At 43.1% G+C, this 16,113-nt stretch carries 18 protein-coding genes and 1 tRNA gene; 7 read left to right on the forward strand and 12 right to left on the reverse strand.

The annotated features are described in order from the left end of the window. The first annotated feature begins 4 nt into the window (after positions 1-4). Genes prmC through ICN46_RS02995 form a run of 3 tightly spaced genes read left to right on the forward strand, consistent with a single transcriptional unit; the run spans position 5 to position 2,524 of the window. Positions 5-856: a peptide chain release factor N(5)-glutamine methyltransferase gene (gene prmC / locus ICN46_RS02985; protein WP_216204343.1), complete on the forward strand. Its 852-nt coding sequence runs from the start codon at positions 5-7 to the stop codon at positions 854-856. 60 nt (positions 857-916) lie between these two features. Then, positions 917-1,225, forward strand: coding sequence for a Grx4 family monothiol glutaredoxin (gene grxD, locus ICN46_RS02990; protein ID WP_216204346.1), 309 nt, complete (start codon positions 917-919; stop codon positions 1,223-1,225). A gap of 21 nt (positions 1,226-1,246) precedes the next feature. Beyond that, on the forward strand, positions 1,247-2,524 hold the full coding sequence (locus ICN46_RS02995; protein WP_216204348.1) for a DNA recombination protein RmuC: 1,278 nt from the start codon (positions 1,247-1,249) through the stop codon (positions 2,522-2,524). Between the two features lie 86 nt (positions 2,525-2,610). Here the strand turns inward: ICN46_RS02995 and phaP are convergent, their stop codons facing one another. Next, positions 2,611-3,195 carry a phasin family protein gene (gene phaP / locus ICN46_RS03000; RefSeq protein ID WP_216204351.1) on the reverse strand — a complete coding sequence of 195 codons (585 nt, stop codon included), beginning with the start codon at positions 3,193-3,195 and terminating at the stop codon, positions 2,611-2,613. Between the two features lie 175 nt (positions 3,196-3,370). Between phaP and ICN46_RS03005 the strand changes: the two genes are divergently transcribed. Genes ICN46_RS03005 through ICN46_RS03015 form a run of 3 tightly spaced genes read left to right on the forward strand, consistent with a single transcriptional unit; the run spans position 3,371 to position 6,372 of the window. Then, positions 3,371-4,711 carry an MFS transporter gene (locus tag ICN46_RS03005; RefSeq protein ID WP_216204352.1) on the forward strand — a complete coding sequence of 447 codons (1,341 nt, stop codon included), beginning with the start codon at positions 3,371-3,373 and terminating at the stop codon, positions 4,709-4,711. Positions 4,712-4,765: 54 nt separating this feature from the next. Beyond that, positions 4,766-5,590: a DUF5672 family protein gene (locus tag ICN46_RS03010; RefSeq protein WP_216204354.1), complete on the forward strand. Its 825-nt coding sequence runs from the start codon at positions 4,766-4,768 to the stop codon at positions 5,588-5,590. Positions 5,591-5,622: 32 nt separating this feature from the next. Next, the gene (locus tag ICN46_RS03015; protein ID WP_216204356.1) at positions 5,623-6,372 is read left to right on the forward strand and encodes a class I SAM-dependent methyltransferase; all 750 of its coding nucleotides are present in this window, start codon (positions 5,623-5,625) and stop codon (positions 6,370-6,372) included. Between the two features lie 68 nt (positions 6,373-6,440). Here ICN46_RS03015 and ICN46_RS03020 read toward each other — a convergent pair whose 3' ends face one another. From ICN46_RS03020 to petA, 10 genes are all read right to left on the reverse strand, one after another. Next, on the reverse strand, positions 6,441-7,601 hold the full coding sequence (locus ICN46_RS03020) for a DegT/DnrJ/EryC1/StrS family aminotransferase (protein WP_216204357.1): 1,161 nt from the start codon (positions 7,599-7,601) through the stop codon (positions 6,441-6,443). Then, positions 7,601-8,398 (reverse strand): hypothetical protein, encoded by a 798-nt coding sequence (locus ICN46_RS03025; protein ID WP_216204358.1) that lies wholly within the window; start codon positions 8,396-8,398, stop codon positions 7,601-7,603. The genes ICN46_RS03020 and ICN46_RS03025 overlap by 1 nt, the downstream gene beginning before the upstream one ends. Before the next feature lie 16 nt (positions 8,399-8,414). Further along, on the reverse strand, positions 8,415-9,302 hold the full coding sequence (locus ICN46_RS03030) for a glycosyltransferase family protein (protein ID WP_216204360.1): 888 nt from the start codon (positions 9,300-9,302) through the stop codon (positions 8,415-8,417). 123 nt (positions 9,303-9,425) lie between these two features. Beyond that, positions 9,426-10,097, reverse strand: coding sequence for a DUF5672 family protein (locus ICN46_RS03035; RefSeq protein ID WP_216204362.1), 672 nt, complete (start codon positions 10,095-10,097; stop codon positions 9,426-9,428). 9 nt (positions 10,098-10,106) lie between these two features. Next, positions 10,107-10,182 (reverse strand) — tRNA-Thr (locus ICN46_RS03040). An 18-nt stretch (positions 10,183-10,200) separates the two neighbouring features. After that, positions 10,201-10,608, reverse strand: coding sequence for a ClpXP protease specificity-enhancing factor (locus tag ICN46_RS03045; RefSeq protein ID WP_216204364.1), 408 nt, complete (start codon positions 10,606-10,608; stop codon positions 10,201-10,203). Between the two features lie 30 nt (positions 10,609-10,638). Continuing rightward, positions 10,639-11,250 (reverse strand): glutathione S-transferase N-terminal domain-containing protein, encoded by a 612-nt coding sequence (locus ICN46_RS03050; RefSeq protein ID WP_216201942.1) that lies wholly within the window; start codon positions 11,248-11,250, stop codon positions 10,639-10,641. Positions 11,251-11,324: 74 nt separating this feature from the next. Further along, on the reverse strand, positions 11,325-12,098 hold the full coding sequence (locus ICN46_RS03055) for a cytochrome c1 (RefSeq protein ID WP_216204366.1): 774 nt from the start codon (positions 12,096-12,098) through the stop codon (positions 11,325-11,327). Between the two features lie 24 nt (positions 12,099-12,122). Then, positions 12,123-13,523, reverse strand: a complete 1,401-nt coding sequence (locus ICN46_RS03060) for a cytochrome b (RefSeq protein ID WP_216204368.1) — start codon at positions 13,521-13,523, stop codon at positions 12,123-12,125. A 10-nt stretch (positions 13,524-13,533) separates the two neighbouring features. Continuing rightward, on the reverse strand, positions 13,534-14,136 hold the full coding sequence (gene petA / locus ICN46_RS03065; RefSeq protein ID WP_216204370.1) for a ubiquinol-cytochrome c reductase iron-sulfur subunit: 603 nt from the start codon (positions 14,134-14,136) through the stop codon (positions 13,534-13,536). Between the two features lie 138 nt (positions 14,137-14,274). Here petA and mscL point away from each other — a divergent pair, with 138 nt between their 5' ends. Further along, positions 14,275-14,706, forward strand: coding sequence for a large conductance mechanosensitive channel protein MscL (gene mscL, locus ICN46_RS03070; protein ID WP_216204371.1), 432 nt, complete (start codon positions 14,275-14,277; stop codon positions 14,704-14,706). Positions 14,707-14,918: 212 nt separating this feature from the next. Here mscL and ICN46_RS03075 read toward each other — a convergent pair whose 3' ends face one another. Beyond that, the gene (locus ICN46_RS03075; protein ID WP_216204373.1) at positions 14,919-16,103 is read right to left on the reverse strand and encodes a porin; all 1,185 of its coding nucleotides are present in this window, start codon (positions 16,101-16,103) and stop codon (positions 14,919-14,921) included. Positions 16,104-16,113: the final 10 nt, after the last annotated feature.

Below are 16,113 nucleotides of genomic sequence, written 5' to 3' on the forward strand. Positions count from 1 at the left end.
TCAAGTGAGTAAACATCATTCATTACGCTCTTTGTTGGGCGGTACTTTGCTACCACTCAATGAGGCAAAAATTCTGCTGGCTTTTGTTCTAGAGAAGCACTACCAACTGCCTCGCTCGGCGCTGTTATCTCATGATGATCTGCAATTAAATTCGGAAGCCCTGCAGCAATGGCAAGATTTAGAGGCAAGAAGGCTTTTTGGAGAGCCTGTAGCCTACCTCATCGGGAAAAAAGGTTTTCATGAGATTGAACTTTATATTGCGCCTGGAGTCTTAATTCCGCGCCCAGAAACAGAGCTTTTAGTTGAAATTGCCCTGCGAGAAATACAAAAGCTTGGGGGGCAAGCGAACGTCCTGGACCTGGGAACAGGCTCAGGCGCAATTGCACTAGCAGTGGCTCATGCAGCGCCCAATACTCTAGTGACCGCCACCGATGAATCATTGGAAGCACTTGCGATTGCCAAAAGAAATGCCGAGCAACTTAGCCTTACCCCTCAAGTGCGATTCTCCCAAGGTAGCTGGTATGCCGCCCTTGCTGGTACCACTCAGTTTGATGTCATCCTAAGTAATCCCCCATATATCGCTAGGGAAGATGGCCATTTATTGCAGGGTGATTTGCGCTTTGAGCCCAGAACAGCCCTAACGGATGGCGCCAGCGGCTTAACTTGTCTAGAAACGATCATAGCGCAGGCAGATTCTCACCTAAAGCCTGGGGGCGTGGTTGCGGTAGAGCATGGGTTTGATCAGTCAGACGCCGTAGTCAATCTGCTGAAAATGGCCAATCTTCAAGAGATCCAAGTGCATCAAGATTTGGCAGGCCATGACAGGGTGGCATCAGGCAGAAAGCCGATGCCTTAATAACCCTTTTCTTCGTAAAGTCTTAAAATCAAACAGTACTGTCGCTCAAGAAAGATATTTATGGATACCCAAGCAAAAATCAAAGAAATTGTTACCAGCCATCCCGTTGTTTTGTTTATGAAGGGCACTGCCCAGTTTCCGCAATGTGGCTTTTCCGGAAACGCCATCAACATCTTGCGTGCTGCCGGTGTAGAAAACCTTCACACCGTTAATGTGTTTGATGATGAAGGTATTCGTCAAGGCATTAAACAATTTGCAAACTGGCCAACTATTCCTCAGCTTTACATCAATGGTGAATTTGTTGGTGGCTCAGACATCATGACTGAAATGTTTCAGACTGGTGAATTGCAAAAACTAGTGAAGTCTTAATTAGCTAAACCACTCACATCTGTGACTTTTGATCTAAGCACTCTTTTACTATCAGGCCTACCATTTGCATTATGTGTAGGTCTTTTGGTTTATGTTTTTAATTTAAGATCTTCTTTAGCTCGCAGTGAGCAGCAAGCCCTCACTGATTCGACGCTGAGTATTAACCTGCGTGCCGAGCGTGATCAAGCACTTCAGAATGCGATTCGCCTCGAAGCAGAGCTTGATTCAGAACGCAAGCAAGGGCTCGGGCGAATTGAGTCTTTAAATGAAGCTAAAGAAGCGCTCACAAATCAGTTCAAGAATTTAGCGAACGAGATTTTAGAAGATAAATCTAAACGCTTTACAGAACAAAACGCTGCTAGCTTAGATGCCCTGCTCAAGCCACTCCAAACCAAGCTCACAGAATTTAAAGAGCAAGTTAACAATTCATATGGCAATGAAGCGCGTGAACGATTTGCCCTAAAGTCTGAAATTGAGCGTCTTGCTAATCTCAATTTGCGCATGTCAGATGAAACGCGCTCACTGACACAGGCTTTAAAGGGGGACTCTAAAGTACAAGGCAACTGGGGTGAACTTGTACTTGAATCCATTTTAGAATCCTCCGGCTTACGCAAAGGTGAAGAGTATCTCGTGCAAGACAGCCACACCCAAACAGATGGCTCAAGACTGCAACCAGACGTTGTTGTCAAGCTTCCCGAGGGCAGAAGCCTGGTGGTCGACAGCAAGGTATCAATCACTGCCTATGCCAGACATGCCCAGACTACAGATCCCGTCGTTGCAGAACAAGAGTTGGCAGCGCATATCCAATCCCTGCGCCAGCACATCCAAGGGCTTTCAGGGAAAAACTATAGCTCACTCTATGGCATTGGCTCTGTAGACTTTGTGCTGATGTTTGTCCCAATCGAGCCTGCATTCTTGCTAGCCCTCAAAACTGCACCGAACTTATACCAAGAGGCTCTTGCGAAAAATATTGTGCTCGTATGTCCTAGTACGCTGATGGCAACATTACGAACCGTTGCCCATCTCTGGAGACAAGATCACCAAAATCGCAATGCTTTAGAAATTGCTAAACAATGTGGCACTCTTTACGATAAGTTTGTTGGTTTTGTTGATGACTTAGAAAAATTAGGTCAACGTCTAGACCAAGCCCAAACGAGTTATCACGATGCATTTAATAAATTGAAGTCTGGCAAGGGCAATCTCATACGCACGGCTGAGAAGGTGCGTGAACTAGGTGTGAAACCTAGCAAAAACATCTCTACACCATTACTCGACTCTTCAGATTCTGATGCTGAGTAAGTAAAAGCAATATATCTCTAGACGCTTTAAAGCAAAAACCCTGCCGAGGCAGGGTTTTTTATTAAGACTTAAATCTACACTACAAATTAAGCAGCTTTACGACCACGTGATGCAGGGGTTGCAGCCTTCTTTACTTGAGCGATTTGACCTTGAACAGCGTCGATTGCTTGGTCAGCAGTTTTTTCTGCTGTTGCAAAAGCTTCTTTGCTAGCAGCGCGGAACTGCTCGAAACCTTGCAATGCACTACCGTATGCAGTTTTGAATGAAGAAACAAACACGTCAGAGCCAGCAGGCGCATTAGCAGCTACTGTGTTGATCCAATCTTGGAAACCATCTTGCAATTGGTCAATGCTTGACTCAACAACGTTTGAAAATTCTTTATTGCTATCGCGCAATACTTTGCTAACTTTCTTTTGGTAAGCAACAGCTTGGTTGCTAGCAGCTTGCAATGCATCGGCACTGAGGATCTCAGTAACTTGTTTTGGATCTTTAGCAGTCAAAACTTGTTGAATGCCGTCTTGAACGTTCACCAAAGCATCTTTAGATGCAGCGTAGTTCAGCTCAGCTAATTTCTGAGCATTTTCTAAAGCAGCTTCGCTCAAAGAAAATGAAGCCTCGAGGCCTTTGCTGTTAATTTGGGACAATTTAGCGGTGATTTGATCTTGGTTCATATATTTCTCCAGTAATTAAGTGGTACAACTAATCAATTAAGTGCAAGATTAAGACTAGGAAAATACCGATAAACCTTATATATTGCACTGCACCAATGAACTTTAACTGAAGCAATATGACAAATCAAGAACTTTTTGCTGCTACGCAACATATTTTTACTAAAATTTTATAATATTGAATAATATCAACCACTTAAAGTTAATAAAAAAGCCTCACTCCTATCGAAAAGTAGCTATTGCTGCCTGTTTTGGCACTTTTTTAGAGTGGTACGACTTCTTAACCTTTGCTACCTTGGCCGTAGTATTTGGTCCGCTCTTCTTTCCCACAAACGACCCTAGTTCTGGTCTATTAGCAAGTCTAGCGACCTTTGGCGTTGGAATGGTAGTGCGGCCTATTGGTGCAGCCTTATTTGGCTCTCTGGGCGATCGTATTGGCCGCAAACCCGTATTTATGATCACCATCAGCCTCATGGGACTTGCCACAGTTGGCGTAGGATTTTTACCTACCTATTCTCAGATTGGGGTTTGGGCGCCCCTCCTACTCGTTAGCTTGCGACTATTACAAGGACTATCAGCCGGTGGCGAGATTGGGGGTAGCGCTGTTTTTTTAACAGAGCATGCAGGCAATACCAATCGTGGCTTTAAAACGAGCTTCTTACAGTTAATGGGTCCACTAGGAATAATGGCGTCCACTCTGCAGATAGCCCTGCTACAGCATTGGCTAACTGCGGAAGAATTTAGCTCATGGGGCTGGCGTGTGCCGTTCTGGGTTTCACTGCTACTGCTTGCAATTGCATTCCGGGCCAGAAGGGCATTGGAAGAAACGCCCGTCTTTTTAGAACTCAGCAATAACAAACAAAAAGTGGAGTCACAACTCCTCAATAACTTTAAAGATCCCGAGATTAGAAAGAAGATGTTTCTCCTCTTCTTTTGCATTTCCTCATGCGGCGCAATTTTGTTCTTTTGCGTCCAGGTCTATACGGCAATCTTTCTTAAGACAGCAGTAAAGCTGCCTTCTGAATTAGTAGACCAACTTAGCATCTGCGCAACGCTTGCTCTATTTCCGCTGACTGTATTTGCAGGCTGGCTTTCTGACAGAATTGGGCGCAAGCCAGTGATATTGAGCGGCCTCATACTTGGCGCAATATTTATTCAACCAGCATATTGGGCACTTGAAAAGTTTGGGGGAGAATATCTTCAAACAAGTAATACAAATCCCCTAGTCGCCATCGTATTGATTTTGATAGCGCTCTCACTAGTGCTATCGCTGGTAGTTGGACCACAAACCGCCTACCTTGCAGAGCTCTTTCCGGCAAAGAATAGGAATAGCGCAGCCACACTACCCCACAATCTTGCAGCAGGCTGGATTGGGGGCTTGCTCCCCCTAATCATTACTTGGTTGAATCAACTGGGGGGCAACTCGTTGGTAGGGCTTTGGTATCCGACCATTTTTCTTAGCTTGGCATCCATAATAGGCTGTATCTTTCTTACCGAAACACGTGATGCGAAGCTCTAAAGACAAGTCCCTAGAAAAACATGGCGTTTAACAACCACTACCCAGCGCACCAAGATGAATAATCAAAAAATCTCAGCAGTCATCATCGACACTTACCCCAATAAAACATTGCCAAAACTCGCTATTGAAAAAACGCTTGAGTGCGGCAAGATAGGAAAGGTCTATACATTTAGTGACCAGCCATACTTTAATGGTGCTGAATTCGTGCAAATACCAGAAATTACCGATGTGGAGCAATACTCCACCTTAATGATCGATTCATTGATAAATTACGTCCATGAGGATTTCATCGTTATTCAATGGGACGGCTTTGTTTTAAATCCCAGAAAATGGAGTGATGAATTTCTCAATTATGACTACATTGGAGCGCCCCATTTACGTGATAGTGAGAAGATGTCCGTTGGTAATGGTGGCTTTAGTTTTCGCACCCAAAAACTCATGCATGCCATTAAGAAAATTCCCCATGCAATAGATATGCCAGAAGATTTTTTAATATGCCATAGACATAGGCATGAACTCGAGCAATTGGGGGTCAAGTTCCCCCACTTGCCTCTTGCTTCAAGATTTTCATATCAAGAAGGTCCAGTGTCGCTGAGTGCAGACGAACTATTTGGATTTCATGGTCCCTGGAATTTTCCAAAGTTTTTTACTGAAGACTTCCTGATGCCTTTTGCCAAGGAAATTATTGAGCGAACTCTTAATTTCATTATATTGACCTTATACCTAGAAGAATGCAAAAATCAAAGTATGCATTCATTATTTTTTGAGTCTGTTGATTCAATCAATAGGACGCCTAAAACAATAGAGCTGATTGATGTTTTTTTTCGCAATAAGATCTACGGTGGCTGGGCTGAAAGATTTATTAAAGTCATGAATTAACAAATAACCAAAAATAACCTACCCCACTAAAAATGAACCCCATAATATTTTCTGGCTATAGCAAAGAGTATCTTTCGGTCGACAATAACTATGAAGATAACTCAATTATTCAAAGGCATGCAGATAGCCAGATCTTAGAGCTTATGACTCTTCTTAGGGCACCAGTTCCCCTAATGGTCGAATCTAAGCTATGGGGCTGTGCCGTCCTTCCAAGCCTCATCTCGACGCTTATTCTTAAAAAAGAAGAGTTAACTATTTTGGATTTTGGAGGCGGCGCCGGAAAACATTTTGTTGAAATTACTAGAGCTCTAGATAGCTCCACTCTTGTAAGCAAAATTAAGTATCACCTGATAGAGATGCCAAAGTTATGCAGGGTTATCGAACCTCCACTAAGTCAAATATTTCAGCCGATCTGGAAAGATCTATTTCACCTATCAAACTCAATTGATGTAACGAAATCAGATATTGTGAATTGCACCAGTAGTTTGCAATACATAGAAAATTATCTAGAGAAAATTGAAGATTTAATTGCTACTGAACCTGAGTTTTTTCTCATAATTAACACCCCGCTAAATAATAAATATACCTATTGCAGATACCAGCATAATCTCGAGGTCAAAATCTCTCAGTGGGTTTTTTGTATAAACGAACTAGATAAAATATTTAACGAAAATGGTTACGCCAGAGTTTTTTTCTCCGCCCACGAACAGGACCACTCAACATTGGATACGCCACCTGATTCAGGAACATTTCAAGGCACGCTAATTTTTCAGAAAACGTAAAAAGTTTTAAACCTATGTTTAAGACGTTGACTGTACAAGTTTGTAGGGCAACTCTTTGAGCAAATCAACTACCAACCAGATTTCATAACATCTACGATTCGATCTATTGTTTCGTGATTCATTCTTCTATGGAGGGGTAAGACCAAATATGCGTCTTCAAGCAAGTCCATATTAGGTAAATCATCTCTGCGAGAGCCGAAGATGCTGTACCTATCATTGCGATAATGAACTTGGCCAGACTCAATGCCATGCTCCCTCAGTTTTGCCATTAAACCCATCCGGTCTTTTTCAACAATAATTGTTAAGAGCCATGGACAAAAATCAGCTGACAAGCCAGAGGAAGGTTGGATTACTCGGATGCCAGAAACTTTGCTTAAGCCAGCGAGGTAGTGCGCGTACAAAGATTTTCTGTCATCAATAATTGAGTCAATTTTTTCTAAATTAGATAGGCCGATTGCTGCGGAAATATCATTCATTTGATACTTGTAGCCAATATCTTGAATATCATTTTCCCAAATGCCGCCCTGCTTCTTTTCTCTATCTATACCAAACCAGCGAAGTCTTTTTGCTCGCTCAAGATTCTGGGGATCCTTCATCACCAGCATCCCACCGTCTCCAGTAGTCAAGGTCTTGATTGCTTGAAATGAAAATATAGTGAAATCGCATTGGTTGCCCACATAGCTATTATCGTATTTTGAGCCAATTGAATGCGCAGCATCCTGAATGACTGGTATACCGTATTTTTTAGCAATAGCGTTGATCTCCGAATACTCACAACAGATACCGCCATAATCTACCGTAACAATAGCTCTGGTTTTGTCACTTATCTTTCTCTTAAGATCCTCAATAGATATATTCATTGTTAATGGATCAATATCCAAAAACTTAATCTTTGCTCCGATATAAAGCAGGGGGATATTAGTGGCCGTACAGGTAAATGACGGGACTAAAATTTCATCCCCAGCATTAATATTCGCTAATAGATAAGACAAATGTAGGGCATCTGTGCCGCTTCCCACAGCTAGCGGAGCTGCAGAATCCAGAAATCGATCCGCAATACGCCTTTCAAACTCCTCAACCTTAGGACCCTGACCAATCCACCTTCCAGATAGAGTATCTCCTACTGAATTGATTGCCGATTTATCAATATCTGGATAAAACAAGACTACCCCATCGCCTTCTTTAAGCAATGGGAATTCATTCATTGGTGTATTTACATTTTTAGTCATTAGTTTCTATTCCCCACCTCAATCAGGTAGCTCTCTAAATTTTTATAATCTCCACATTCACTAAAGTCTTCCACTTTAGTAACTCCACCAGCCCTCACTCGGCTTGCAGTTTCATTAGCAGTGATGGAGTAGTCAACGCCCTCTAAGTATAAGGTAGTAAAAAGAATTGCTTCAGCTTGAGGATAACCCCCAACTAAATGCACATATTTCCAAAATAGATCGAAGCGTTTTCCATAAATTACCGCCCCCGAAAGATTAGCAAGCCCGAATCTATCGTTTAATCCGCCCCATTTTTGCCAGGATGGCGTGATCACCATGGGTCCGGAAGCCTGATCAATAAGGGCAAAGTATTTTTCGAAATCCACTTTATCGTGGTAAATCAAATCCGGTCTTAAAAATAATACGTAATCAGGCTTAGACTCAGAAGCCAAGTTCCAAACCGTCTGAACTGAGTACATTTCTCTAACCATATTCATTAGGCTGGCACCATCGTCTGAATAGATGTCGTTTAAGCCAAGCGCCATCAAAGGTTTTTTATATACCTTATCTAACTCAGATTGCTCTATTAGCTCAAAAGACTTAGGAACCATTAAATTCTCGAAATTACTTTCCGGGACGCAGGAAAACTCTTCACTTCGAATATTTGTAAATGGCACTGTAGTGTGCATGAGTGCGCCATAAATTTGATACTCAATTCCTTCTGGAATGGCCTCAATAATGTTTTTATTAATTGAATCGACAACATGGGAGAGGCTCCGATTCATCCCAAAAAAACATACGGCTAACTTTAAACCCACTTTTTCTCCAGGAATATCAAAGCAAAAGAGGGCTTCTATCGATACCCAAAATAAACTTCTCCTCAATTTTCTCAAAAGGCGGGGAAGTCTTTATCTCATATTGAGATTTTTCATAGGGAACAAAGTTGCCAATTTGAATATTTTGCATATAAAAAGGCATTGCTGAAGTATGAGTGCTGTCCTCAATAAAACCGTGATTAGTCGTCAAATTTTCTGGAGGCGTTAAAAAATACAAATCATGCTTCCAGTTAGACAGTAAGAATCTCAAGGCCCAAGTATTGATAGCATTATTCTGAATATTGGTCCTGACGGAATAAAAAAAATTAATCACCTTCTCATCATAATTTAGATATTTTGGAAGGGTATTTTGGAAAAAATCATCGTCTTGCTCAATGTTGTCATCATAATTTTTCCACCGCTCACTCCAGGTGGCCCAACCCCAGCAGTGGAATATTTGTGCAAGTAAATATTTTGGCTGAAAAAAATCTTTGGAGAACATATGCGCCATTAGATTATTTCCAGAGATCGCTCCAATTTTTGAGCCATCTTCTAACTTTGAAAATCTTTGGCAGTATTGGAAAAAATGTTCGTTAAAGGCTATGTCGTCCTCTAAAACGATTCCGAATGACTGCTCACCAAAAAACCAATCGAGCGCCCCTTTTACCGCGGGCCTTAAACCTAGGTTTGTTTCATTTCTTCTTAACTTTACTTCGCAGTCCCACTGAATATTTGCGAATGCTGCCTCAACCTGATCTACTTTATTTTTATCCCCTGCAACATCACTCTTATGCCCATCAATTGAAATGTAGACCTGTTTAGGCTTGATCCTGGCAAGATTTTCTACCAACCGTTTTGAAAACTCCGGTCGGTTATAGTTGAGAAGCACTACAGGTATATCTTGCATTCGTTGATCCAGTTAATTTACAACCCATTAAATCAGGGTTGCAGCTTCTAATTGTCCCAAAATCCCGTCTCTTTACAAGCACTGCCAGTATTTAACTAGGATCTTAGCCGCTTGAGCTCAATGTTACCTTGGTGCAAGCTTAAAAATATGATCCCTCAGCGCTTTCCCATGAAATCCAAATGAAGTACTGGGACTTTGCCCAAAGGCAGCTTCTGGCGATTCCACGGAAAATTGTGCCGCCAGCTCTGGAGTGGGAAACTTTATCCCTGCCCTCATCATTTGATCCAAGAGGAAATGGCCAATAATGAGATCTTCAGAGAGGCTCGGAAAAGTCAGGCTATCAAAGTCGATTTTGGCTGTTTCTTCTAATAGCTTCTTGCTACGCAATGAAAAGCCACCATTGCCAACTTGATTTTGTTTCATGTCCAAGATCTGTTGGGTGGGATGAAGTGTCAGCTTTTCTGGCCAAGGCGCGCCAATGTAGTCATACTCAAGAAACTTTGGCTGCCAACGATCTGGATTTAAAACAAAGCCATCGGCCTGGATTACCAAACAGTGCGTAGTTTGCACATACCTACATAGATCCTGAAGAATAAATTTGCTGTATCCCAAAAAATCGAGTTTGGGGATAAGCCCCGCTTTTATCTTGGCATTGGTTGGTGCGATTGATTCCGAAGTTAAAAATTTAATCTCGCCAAACTCTATTTCATTCGAAGAGATAGAAAGTGCCAGTAAAGTCTCGTCTAATTCAACCGAGCTGACTGCTATGAGGGTCACGTCTGGAAGTGATAGCATGAAATTTAGTGGTGCCCCTTGTCCGACTCGAACAGACCACCTACTGATTACAAATCAGTTGCTCTACCAGATGAGCTAAAGGGGCAACGGATGATATTGTAGCTTATTTCACAATCGTTAACGAAGGCCTAGCAGTTTTTGCCTTTTCTGCGTTATGTTCTGCCTTATCTGAAGTAGGTATGGCTTTAAGCTGCGTAGGGTCAAATGGGAAAGACATGCCTTGGCCATTCTCCTTGGCATAAATGGCCAAAATATGGGTAATCGGAACCAATATCTTTTTAGGTACTCCGCCAAACCTAGCCTGGAAGCTGATGTAATCATTTTCCATTTGCAATTGATGGCAAGCTTCAATCGACAAATTCAGAACGATTTCATCATTCTTAACGAACTCCATCGGCACTTCTACTCTAGAGTCGACAAATACCGCCATGAAGGGCGTAAAACCATTATCCGAGCACCACTGATGTAGCGCTCGGATAAGATAGGGTTTATTGCTTGGTATGTCAGACATACTGAGTTGTCATGAACCGCTGAATACTACTTAGCGGCGCATTACCTTCTCTGAAGGTGTCAAGGCCTCAATATAGGCAGGCCTACTAAAAATACGCTCTGCATACTTGAGTAAGGCTGCTGCATTACGCGAAAGGTCGATACCGTAGTGCTCCAGACGCCATAACAATGGTGCAATGGCTACATCCAACATGGAGAACTCTTCGCCTAGCATGTACTTGTTCTTCACGAAGATTGGAGCAAGTTGAGTTAAGCGATCACGAATAGCTAAACGAGCTTTTTCGTGAGTCTTTTCTGCGGCTTTACCTTTTTCATTTTCCAGGGCAGCTACATGCACAAACAGCTCTTTCTCAAAATTGAAGAGAAAAAGGCGTGCGCGTGCGCGTGCAACTGGATCAGGCGGCATCAATTGTGGATGGGGGAAACGCTCATCGATGTATTCATTGATGATATTTGACTCATACAGAATTAAGTCGCGCTCTACCAAGATTGGAACTTGGCCATAAGGGTTCATCACCGAGATGTCTTCTGGCTTGTTAAACAAGTCCACATCACGGATCTCAAAGTCCATGCCTTTTTCAAAAAGCACTAGACGGCAGCGTTGCGAGAATGGGCAATTAGTGCCCGAGTACAACACCATCATAAATTTATGTCCTTAAATTTCTACATCAATACAGCAAACATACAGCAAACAGCGGCTTTAAATCAAATTCAAACTTAGTGAATATCTTTCCAGTAAGCTTTGTTCAAACGCGAAGCAAACAAGGTGAAGATTGCTAAGAATAAAAGCACAATAACGCCAAGACGCTTACGCTCTAACTGAACTGGCTCGGCCATCCAAGACATGAACGCAACTAAGTCGGCGATATTGTCATCGTATTCTTGAGGCTTCATGGTGCCTGGTGTTAATTGCTCAAACCCAACAAATACTTTTTCCATGCGGCCTTCATCATGAGGGTCTTTTTGCTCTTCAAACTTCGCAGCACGCTCACCCTGCAGTTGCCATAAAACATGTGGCATACCTACGTTTGGATAGACCAAGTTATTCCAACCTGTTGGACGATCATCATCCTTATAGAAGCTACGGAAGTAGGTATACAACCAGTCCGCCCCACGAGCACGAGCCTCAACTGACAAGTCAGGTGGGTTTTTACCAAAGAACGCTTTACCGTCCTTAGCCGTCATGGAGATTGTCATGAGATCGCCAACCTTAGCGTCATTCAAAATCAAATTGTCTTTAATCTGTTGATCAGTCAAGCCAATATCACGCAGACGGTTGTAACGCATGTTTGAAGCAGCGTGGCAATTTAAGCAATAGTTAACAAAGATCTTTGCGCCATTTTGTAATGAAGCATTTTTACTAACGCGATCTGGCGCCTTATCCAATGGATAGCCACCTTCATTCGCGCTAACAGTCGCGCCTACACCAAGAGCAACAACCAAGACTGTTGCCTGGCAGATGCCCATCAAAGTTTGCAGAATTCGTTTCATGCTAGTTCCTAATTTCTCTTTGAATTAATGGGACTTAAAAGTAACGCGTGTTGGCACCGGCTTGAATGTACCAAGCTTGCTCCAAAACGGCATTCCCAAGAAGAAGCCCAGATAATAAATAGTGCAGATCTGAGAAACCTTTTCAAACAATGGTGATGGCGGCTGTATACCCAAGTAACCCAAAATCACAAAGCTCACTACGAATACGCCATAAATATATTTATGGAATTCTGGGCGATAGCGAATGGATTTCACTGGAGAATGATCAAGCCAAGGCAAGAAGAACATGATCACAACAGAACCGCCCATGATCACAACGCCCCAAAATTTAGCATCCAACATATAGAAGCCGCCAGCTAACACCAATGCGATTGCCGCACATAAACCTTTGATCTTGATGTCTTTAGCAGTCTTGGCAAACATTGCCAAAATCACCGCCAAGAAAATCCACAACGGCAACAAGAAGTTTGTTGTTGTAGCACGCAACATCGAATAGAAAGGTGTGAAATACCAAACTGGCGCAATGTGCGGAGGAGTTTGTAATGGATTTGCTGGAATGAAATTATTGGCTTCCAAGAAATAACCACCCATCTCCGGTGCGAAGAAAACAATCAAAGCAAAAACCATTAAAAAGCCGCCCAAATACATCACGTCATGGACGGAGTAGTAAGGGTGGAATGGAATCCCATCAACCGGATGACCTTGTGCATCTAGAGTGTCTTTAATTTCCACGCCATCGGGATTATTTGAGCCCACTTCATGCAACGCAAGAATATGAGCCACTACCAAGCCGATCAAGACCAATGGAATAGCAATCACATGGAATGCGAAGAAGCGGTTCAAAGTAGCGTCACCAACAACATAGTCGCCACGCAACCACAAAGAGAGGTCTGGACCAATCAATGGGATAGCAGAGAATAGATTGACGATAACTTGAGCGCCCCAATAAGACATCTGACCCCATGGGAGCAAGTAACCAAAGAAAGCTTCGCCCATGAGGCACAAGAAAATCGCACAACCGAAGATCCAAATCAACTCACGTGGCTTGCGATATGAACCGTAAATCAAGCCACGGAACATGTGCATATAAACAACGACGAAGAACATAGAAGCGCCGGTTGAGTGCATATAACGAATCATCCAGCCCCAAGGGACCTCTCGCATAATGTATTCAACAGAATCAAAGGCCTTAGCAGCATCAGGCTTGTAGTTCATTGTCAGGAAAATACCTGTCAGTATCTGCATTGCCAGCACTACGATAGCCAATGCACCAAAGATGTAGAAAAAATTCAAATTCTTAGGCGCGTAATACTCGCTCATATGCCTCTTAAAGGCTTCTGTCACAGGTAATCGTGAATCTACCCAAGCCAAGACCTTCTGGGCTGCTGAAGCGTCTGCTGGGACTTCTTTTTCGTGGAATGCCATTTATCTCTCCTTAGGCCTTCTTATCATCGCCAATCAGAATCTTGGTATCGCTCAAATACATATGTGGCGGTACTTCAAGGTTATCTGGGGCTGGTTTGTTCTTATATACTCGGCCTGCCATATCAAATGTAGAGCCATGGCAAGGGCATAGGAAGCCGCCTGGCCAAGTATTGGGCAAAGATGGCTGGGCACCGGCTTCAAACTTAGCTGAAGGGGAGCAACCCAAATGCGTACAAATGCCAACAACCACTAGGTATTCGGGTTTGATAGAACGCCATTGGTTCTGCGCATAAGGAGGTGTAAATTGCGCTGGATCCCGTAAAGAATCAGGATCTGCTAATTCACCATCTAACTTGGTAAGCTCAGCAACCTGCTCAGGCTTGCGACGCACCACCCATACAGGCTTACCGCGCCACTCTACCGTGCGCATCTCATCTGGCTGCATACCAGCAATGTCAATCTCAACTGCTGCTCCGGCTGCCTTAGCACGCTCGGATGGCTCAAAACTATCCACAAAAGGATAGAGGGCTGCGGCTGCGCCGACGCCTCCAACTGCCGAAGTGGCGATCAACCAATTACGGCGATCCTTATCCATACAGGGCTTGTCACTCATTTACAAAATTCCTCGAAAGAAGCATTTATGGGTGGAAATTGCTTAAAGGTAGGATTTTAAAGTAAAAATTTGGGTAAGCAAGAAAGTTATGGGGTTAATCTTGAGTTAAGCTATTTCTCTGACAAAAAGGGAGCATTTATGAGCGTTTTAAAAGAGTTTCGCGACTTCGCCGTCAAGGGCAATGTCATCGATCTGGCCGTAGGTGTGATTATTGGGGGCGCTTTTGGAAAAATTGTCGACTCCTTGGTAAATGACATAGTGATGCCAGTGATTTCGACACTGTTAGGCGGTCATATTGATTTCACTAATCTCTTCATTGTTCTAGGGCATGTCCCAGAAAACGTGCCAAGGACCTTTGATGCCTTAAAGAAAGCCGGTGTGCCTATATTTGCCTATGGCAATTTCATCACCATTGCGATCAATTTCATTTTGCTCGCGTTTGTTATTTTCCAGATGGTGAAGTTAGTCAATCGGGTTCGCATGATGGATGCACCGCCTGCACCATCGAACCCTCCAACTCCAGAAGATATTGTGCTGCTCCGAGAAATCCGCGATAGCCTAAAAAAATAATCTCAAGCAATCGTTTTAAAAAACTGTATTGGTCTATTTTTTGGTCTTGCTGTTTTAGTGTTGCTGGTATTGCGCGCAACGAGAAGCTTTTTAGTTGCTAATCGTTACCTTTACTTCTGTGATCCCAATATCCCAATAAAAAAACCACCGCGTTACCGCGGTGGTTTTTGTAATGCCAAACTAATTGTTCACTAGCTTACGCTAGCAAGCAATTAGAAAGTGTGACGTACGCCAAGAGACATCTGGCTACCAGCAGCACCGTAACCGTATGTGCTAGAAGTGCTTGATGTCAAGCTTTGACCGTAGATAGCATACAAGTTTGTACGCTTGCTGAGGTAGTAGTTAGAACCCAACTGCCATGCATTGAAGTTAGCTGTTGGTGAGCCTGTACCGTAAGATGTGTAACGACCGTTACCAATCAACGCCCAAGATTCAATCACTGGAGTGATGTAGCTACGAACACCGATCTGTTGAGCAGAACGCTTCAAGTAGATGTTTGAATTGGAGTTATCGCTAACTTTACGTGTTACATATCCAGCATATGCCTTCAAAATACCGAAGTCATAAGATGCGCCAGCCAATACTTGGTTATCAGTATTGTTGGTTGTTGAGCTAACAGTTGTTGTATCAGCAAAGTAAGCCGGTGCTGTACCTAAAGTTGCAGCAGGGGTTGTGTTGCCAGCTTGTTGCACTTGTTTGAATGACTGATATGCAGCAGTTGCATACAGTTTGTTCCAAGTGTAGTCAGCAGATAGGCCCCAACCAGTAAAGTTAGTTTGACCACCAACAGTGCCAGAAGTATTAATTGTAGTGTTCTTACCATTCTGAACCAACATTGCATTGCCACGGAAACCAGCAAATGATTCGCTGTTGGCGATCAACATGTTAGTTGATGATACTGTGTACGCTGTTGAAGAGTTGTACTGACCTGCATCAGCACCTGTAGATGAACCAGCTGGGCGCAAAACGCTACCCATGTTGTTGTTGCTCATGCCTGGGTCAATTTGTGTGTATTCGTTATGCAATACGGTGTACTGTGTACCGATAGATGCAGCGCCAAGGCCTTGTTTAGCCAAGCCAACAAAAGACTGACGGTTGTTAACTGTAGACATTGTTGCAGCTTCTGGAGTTAAACCCAACTCAGCTGTGAAGAATGCGGAAAGACCGCCACCTAAATCTTCAGTACCTTTGAAACCTAAACGGCTTGAAGTTTCACGTGATTGATCGAACTGGTTAGTTGTGCTCTTTACAACGCCAGATGTTGACGAAGTAGGTGCGCGTGTTGATGTGCTAGCAAAACCAACGTCGAGGATACCGTAAACAGTAACGCTTGACTGAGCTTGAGCCGCGCCAGCAACAGCTGATAAAGCTGCGAGTGCGAATAGCGATTTTTTCATTCTTTAAATC

Source organism: Polynucleobacter sp. Latsch14-2 (assembly GCF_018881925.1).
In the GTDB taxonomy this organism is placed as follows: domain Bacteria; phylum Pseudomonadota; class Gammaproteobacteria; order Burkholderiales; family Burkholderiaceae; genus Polynucleobacter.

Excerpts from the sequence above, each read along its gene's own strand:
- grxD (WP_216204346.1), top strand. The coding sequence starts at position 917 with ATGGATACCCAAGCAAAAATCAAAGAAATTGTTACCAGCCATCCCGTT.
- phaP (WP_216204351.1), bottom strand. The coding sequence starts at position 3,195 with ATGAACCAAGATCAAATCACCGCTAAATTGTCCCAAATTAACAGCAAA.
- ICN46_RS03010 (WP_216204354.1), top strand. The coding sequence starts at position 4,766 with ATGAATAATCAAAAAATCTCAGCAGTCATCATCGACACTTACCCCAAT.
- ICN46_RS03015 (WP_216204356.1), top strand. The coding sequence starts at position 5,623 with ATGAACCCCATAATATTTTCTGGCTATAGCAAAGAGTATCTTTCGGTC.
- ICN46_RS03020 (WP_216204357.1), bottom strand. The coding sequence starts at position 7,601 with ATGACTAAAAATGTAAATACACCAATGAATGAATTCCCATTGCTTAAA.
- ICN46_RS03030 (WP_216204360.1), bottom strand. The coding sequence starts at position 9,302 with ATGCAAGATATACCTGTAGTGCTTCTCAACTATAACCGACCGGAGTTT.
- ICN46_RS03035 (WP_216204362.1), bottom strand. The coding sequence starts at position 10,097 with ATGCTATCACTTCCAGACGTGACCCTCATAGCAGTCAGCTCGGTTGAA.
- ICN46_RS03045 (WP_216204364.1), bottom strand. The coding sequence starts at position 10,608 with ATGTCTGACATACCAAGCAATAAACCCTATCTTATCCGAGCGCTACAT.
- ICN46_RS03050 (WP_216201942.1), bottom strand. The coding sequence starts at position 11,250 with ATGATGGTGTTGTACTCGGGCACTAATTGCCCATTCTCGCAACGCTGC.
- ICN46_RS03055 (WP_216204366.1), bottom strand. The coding sequence starts at position 12,098 with ATGAAACGAATTCTGCAAACTTTGATGGGCATCTGCCAGGCAACAGTC.
- ICN46_RS03060 (WP_216204368.1), bottom strand. The coding sequence starts at position 13,523 with ATGGCATTCCACGAAAAAGAAGTCCCAGCAGACGCTTCAGCAGCCCAG.
- petA (WP_216204370.1), bottom strand. The coding sequence starts at position 14,136 with ATGAGTGACAAGCCCTGTATGGATAAGGATCGCCGTAATTGGTTGATC.
- mscL (WP_216204371.1), top strand. The coding sequence starts at position 14,275 with ATGAGCGTTTTAAAAGAGTTTCGCGACTTCGCCGTCAAGGGCAATGTC.
- ICN46_RS03075 (WP_216204373.1), bottom strand. The coding sequence starts at position 16,103 with ATGAAAAAATCGCTATTCGCACTCGCAGCTTTATCAGCTGTTGCTGGC.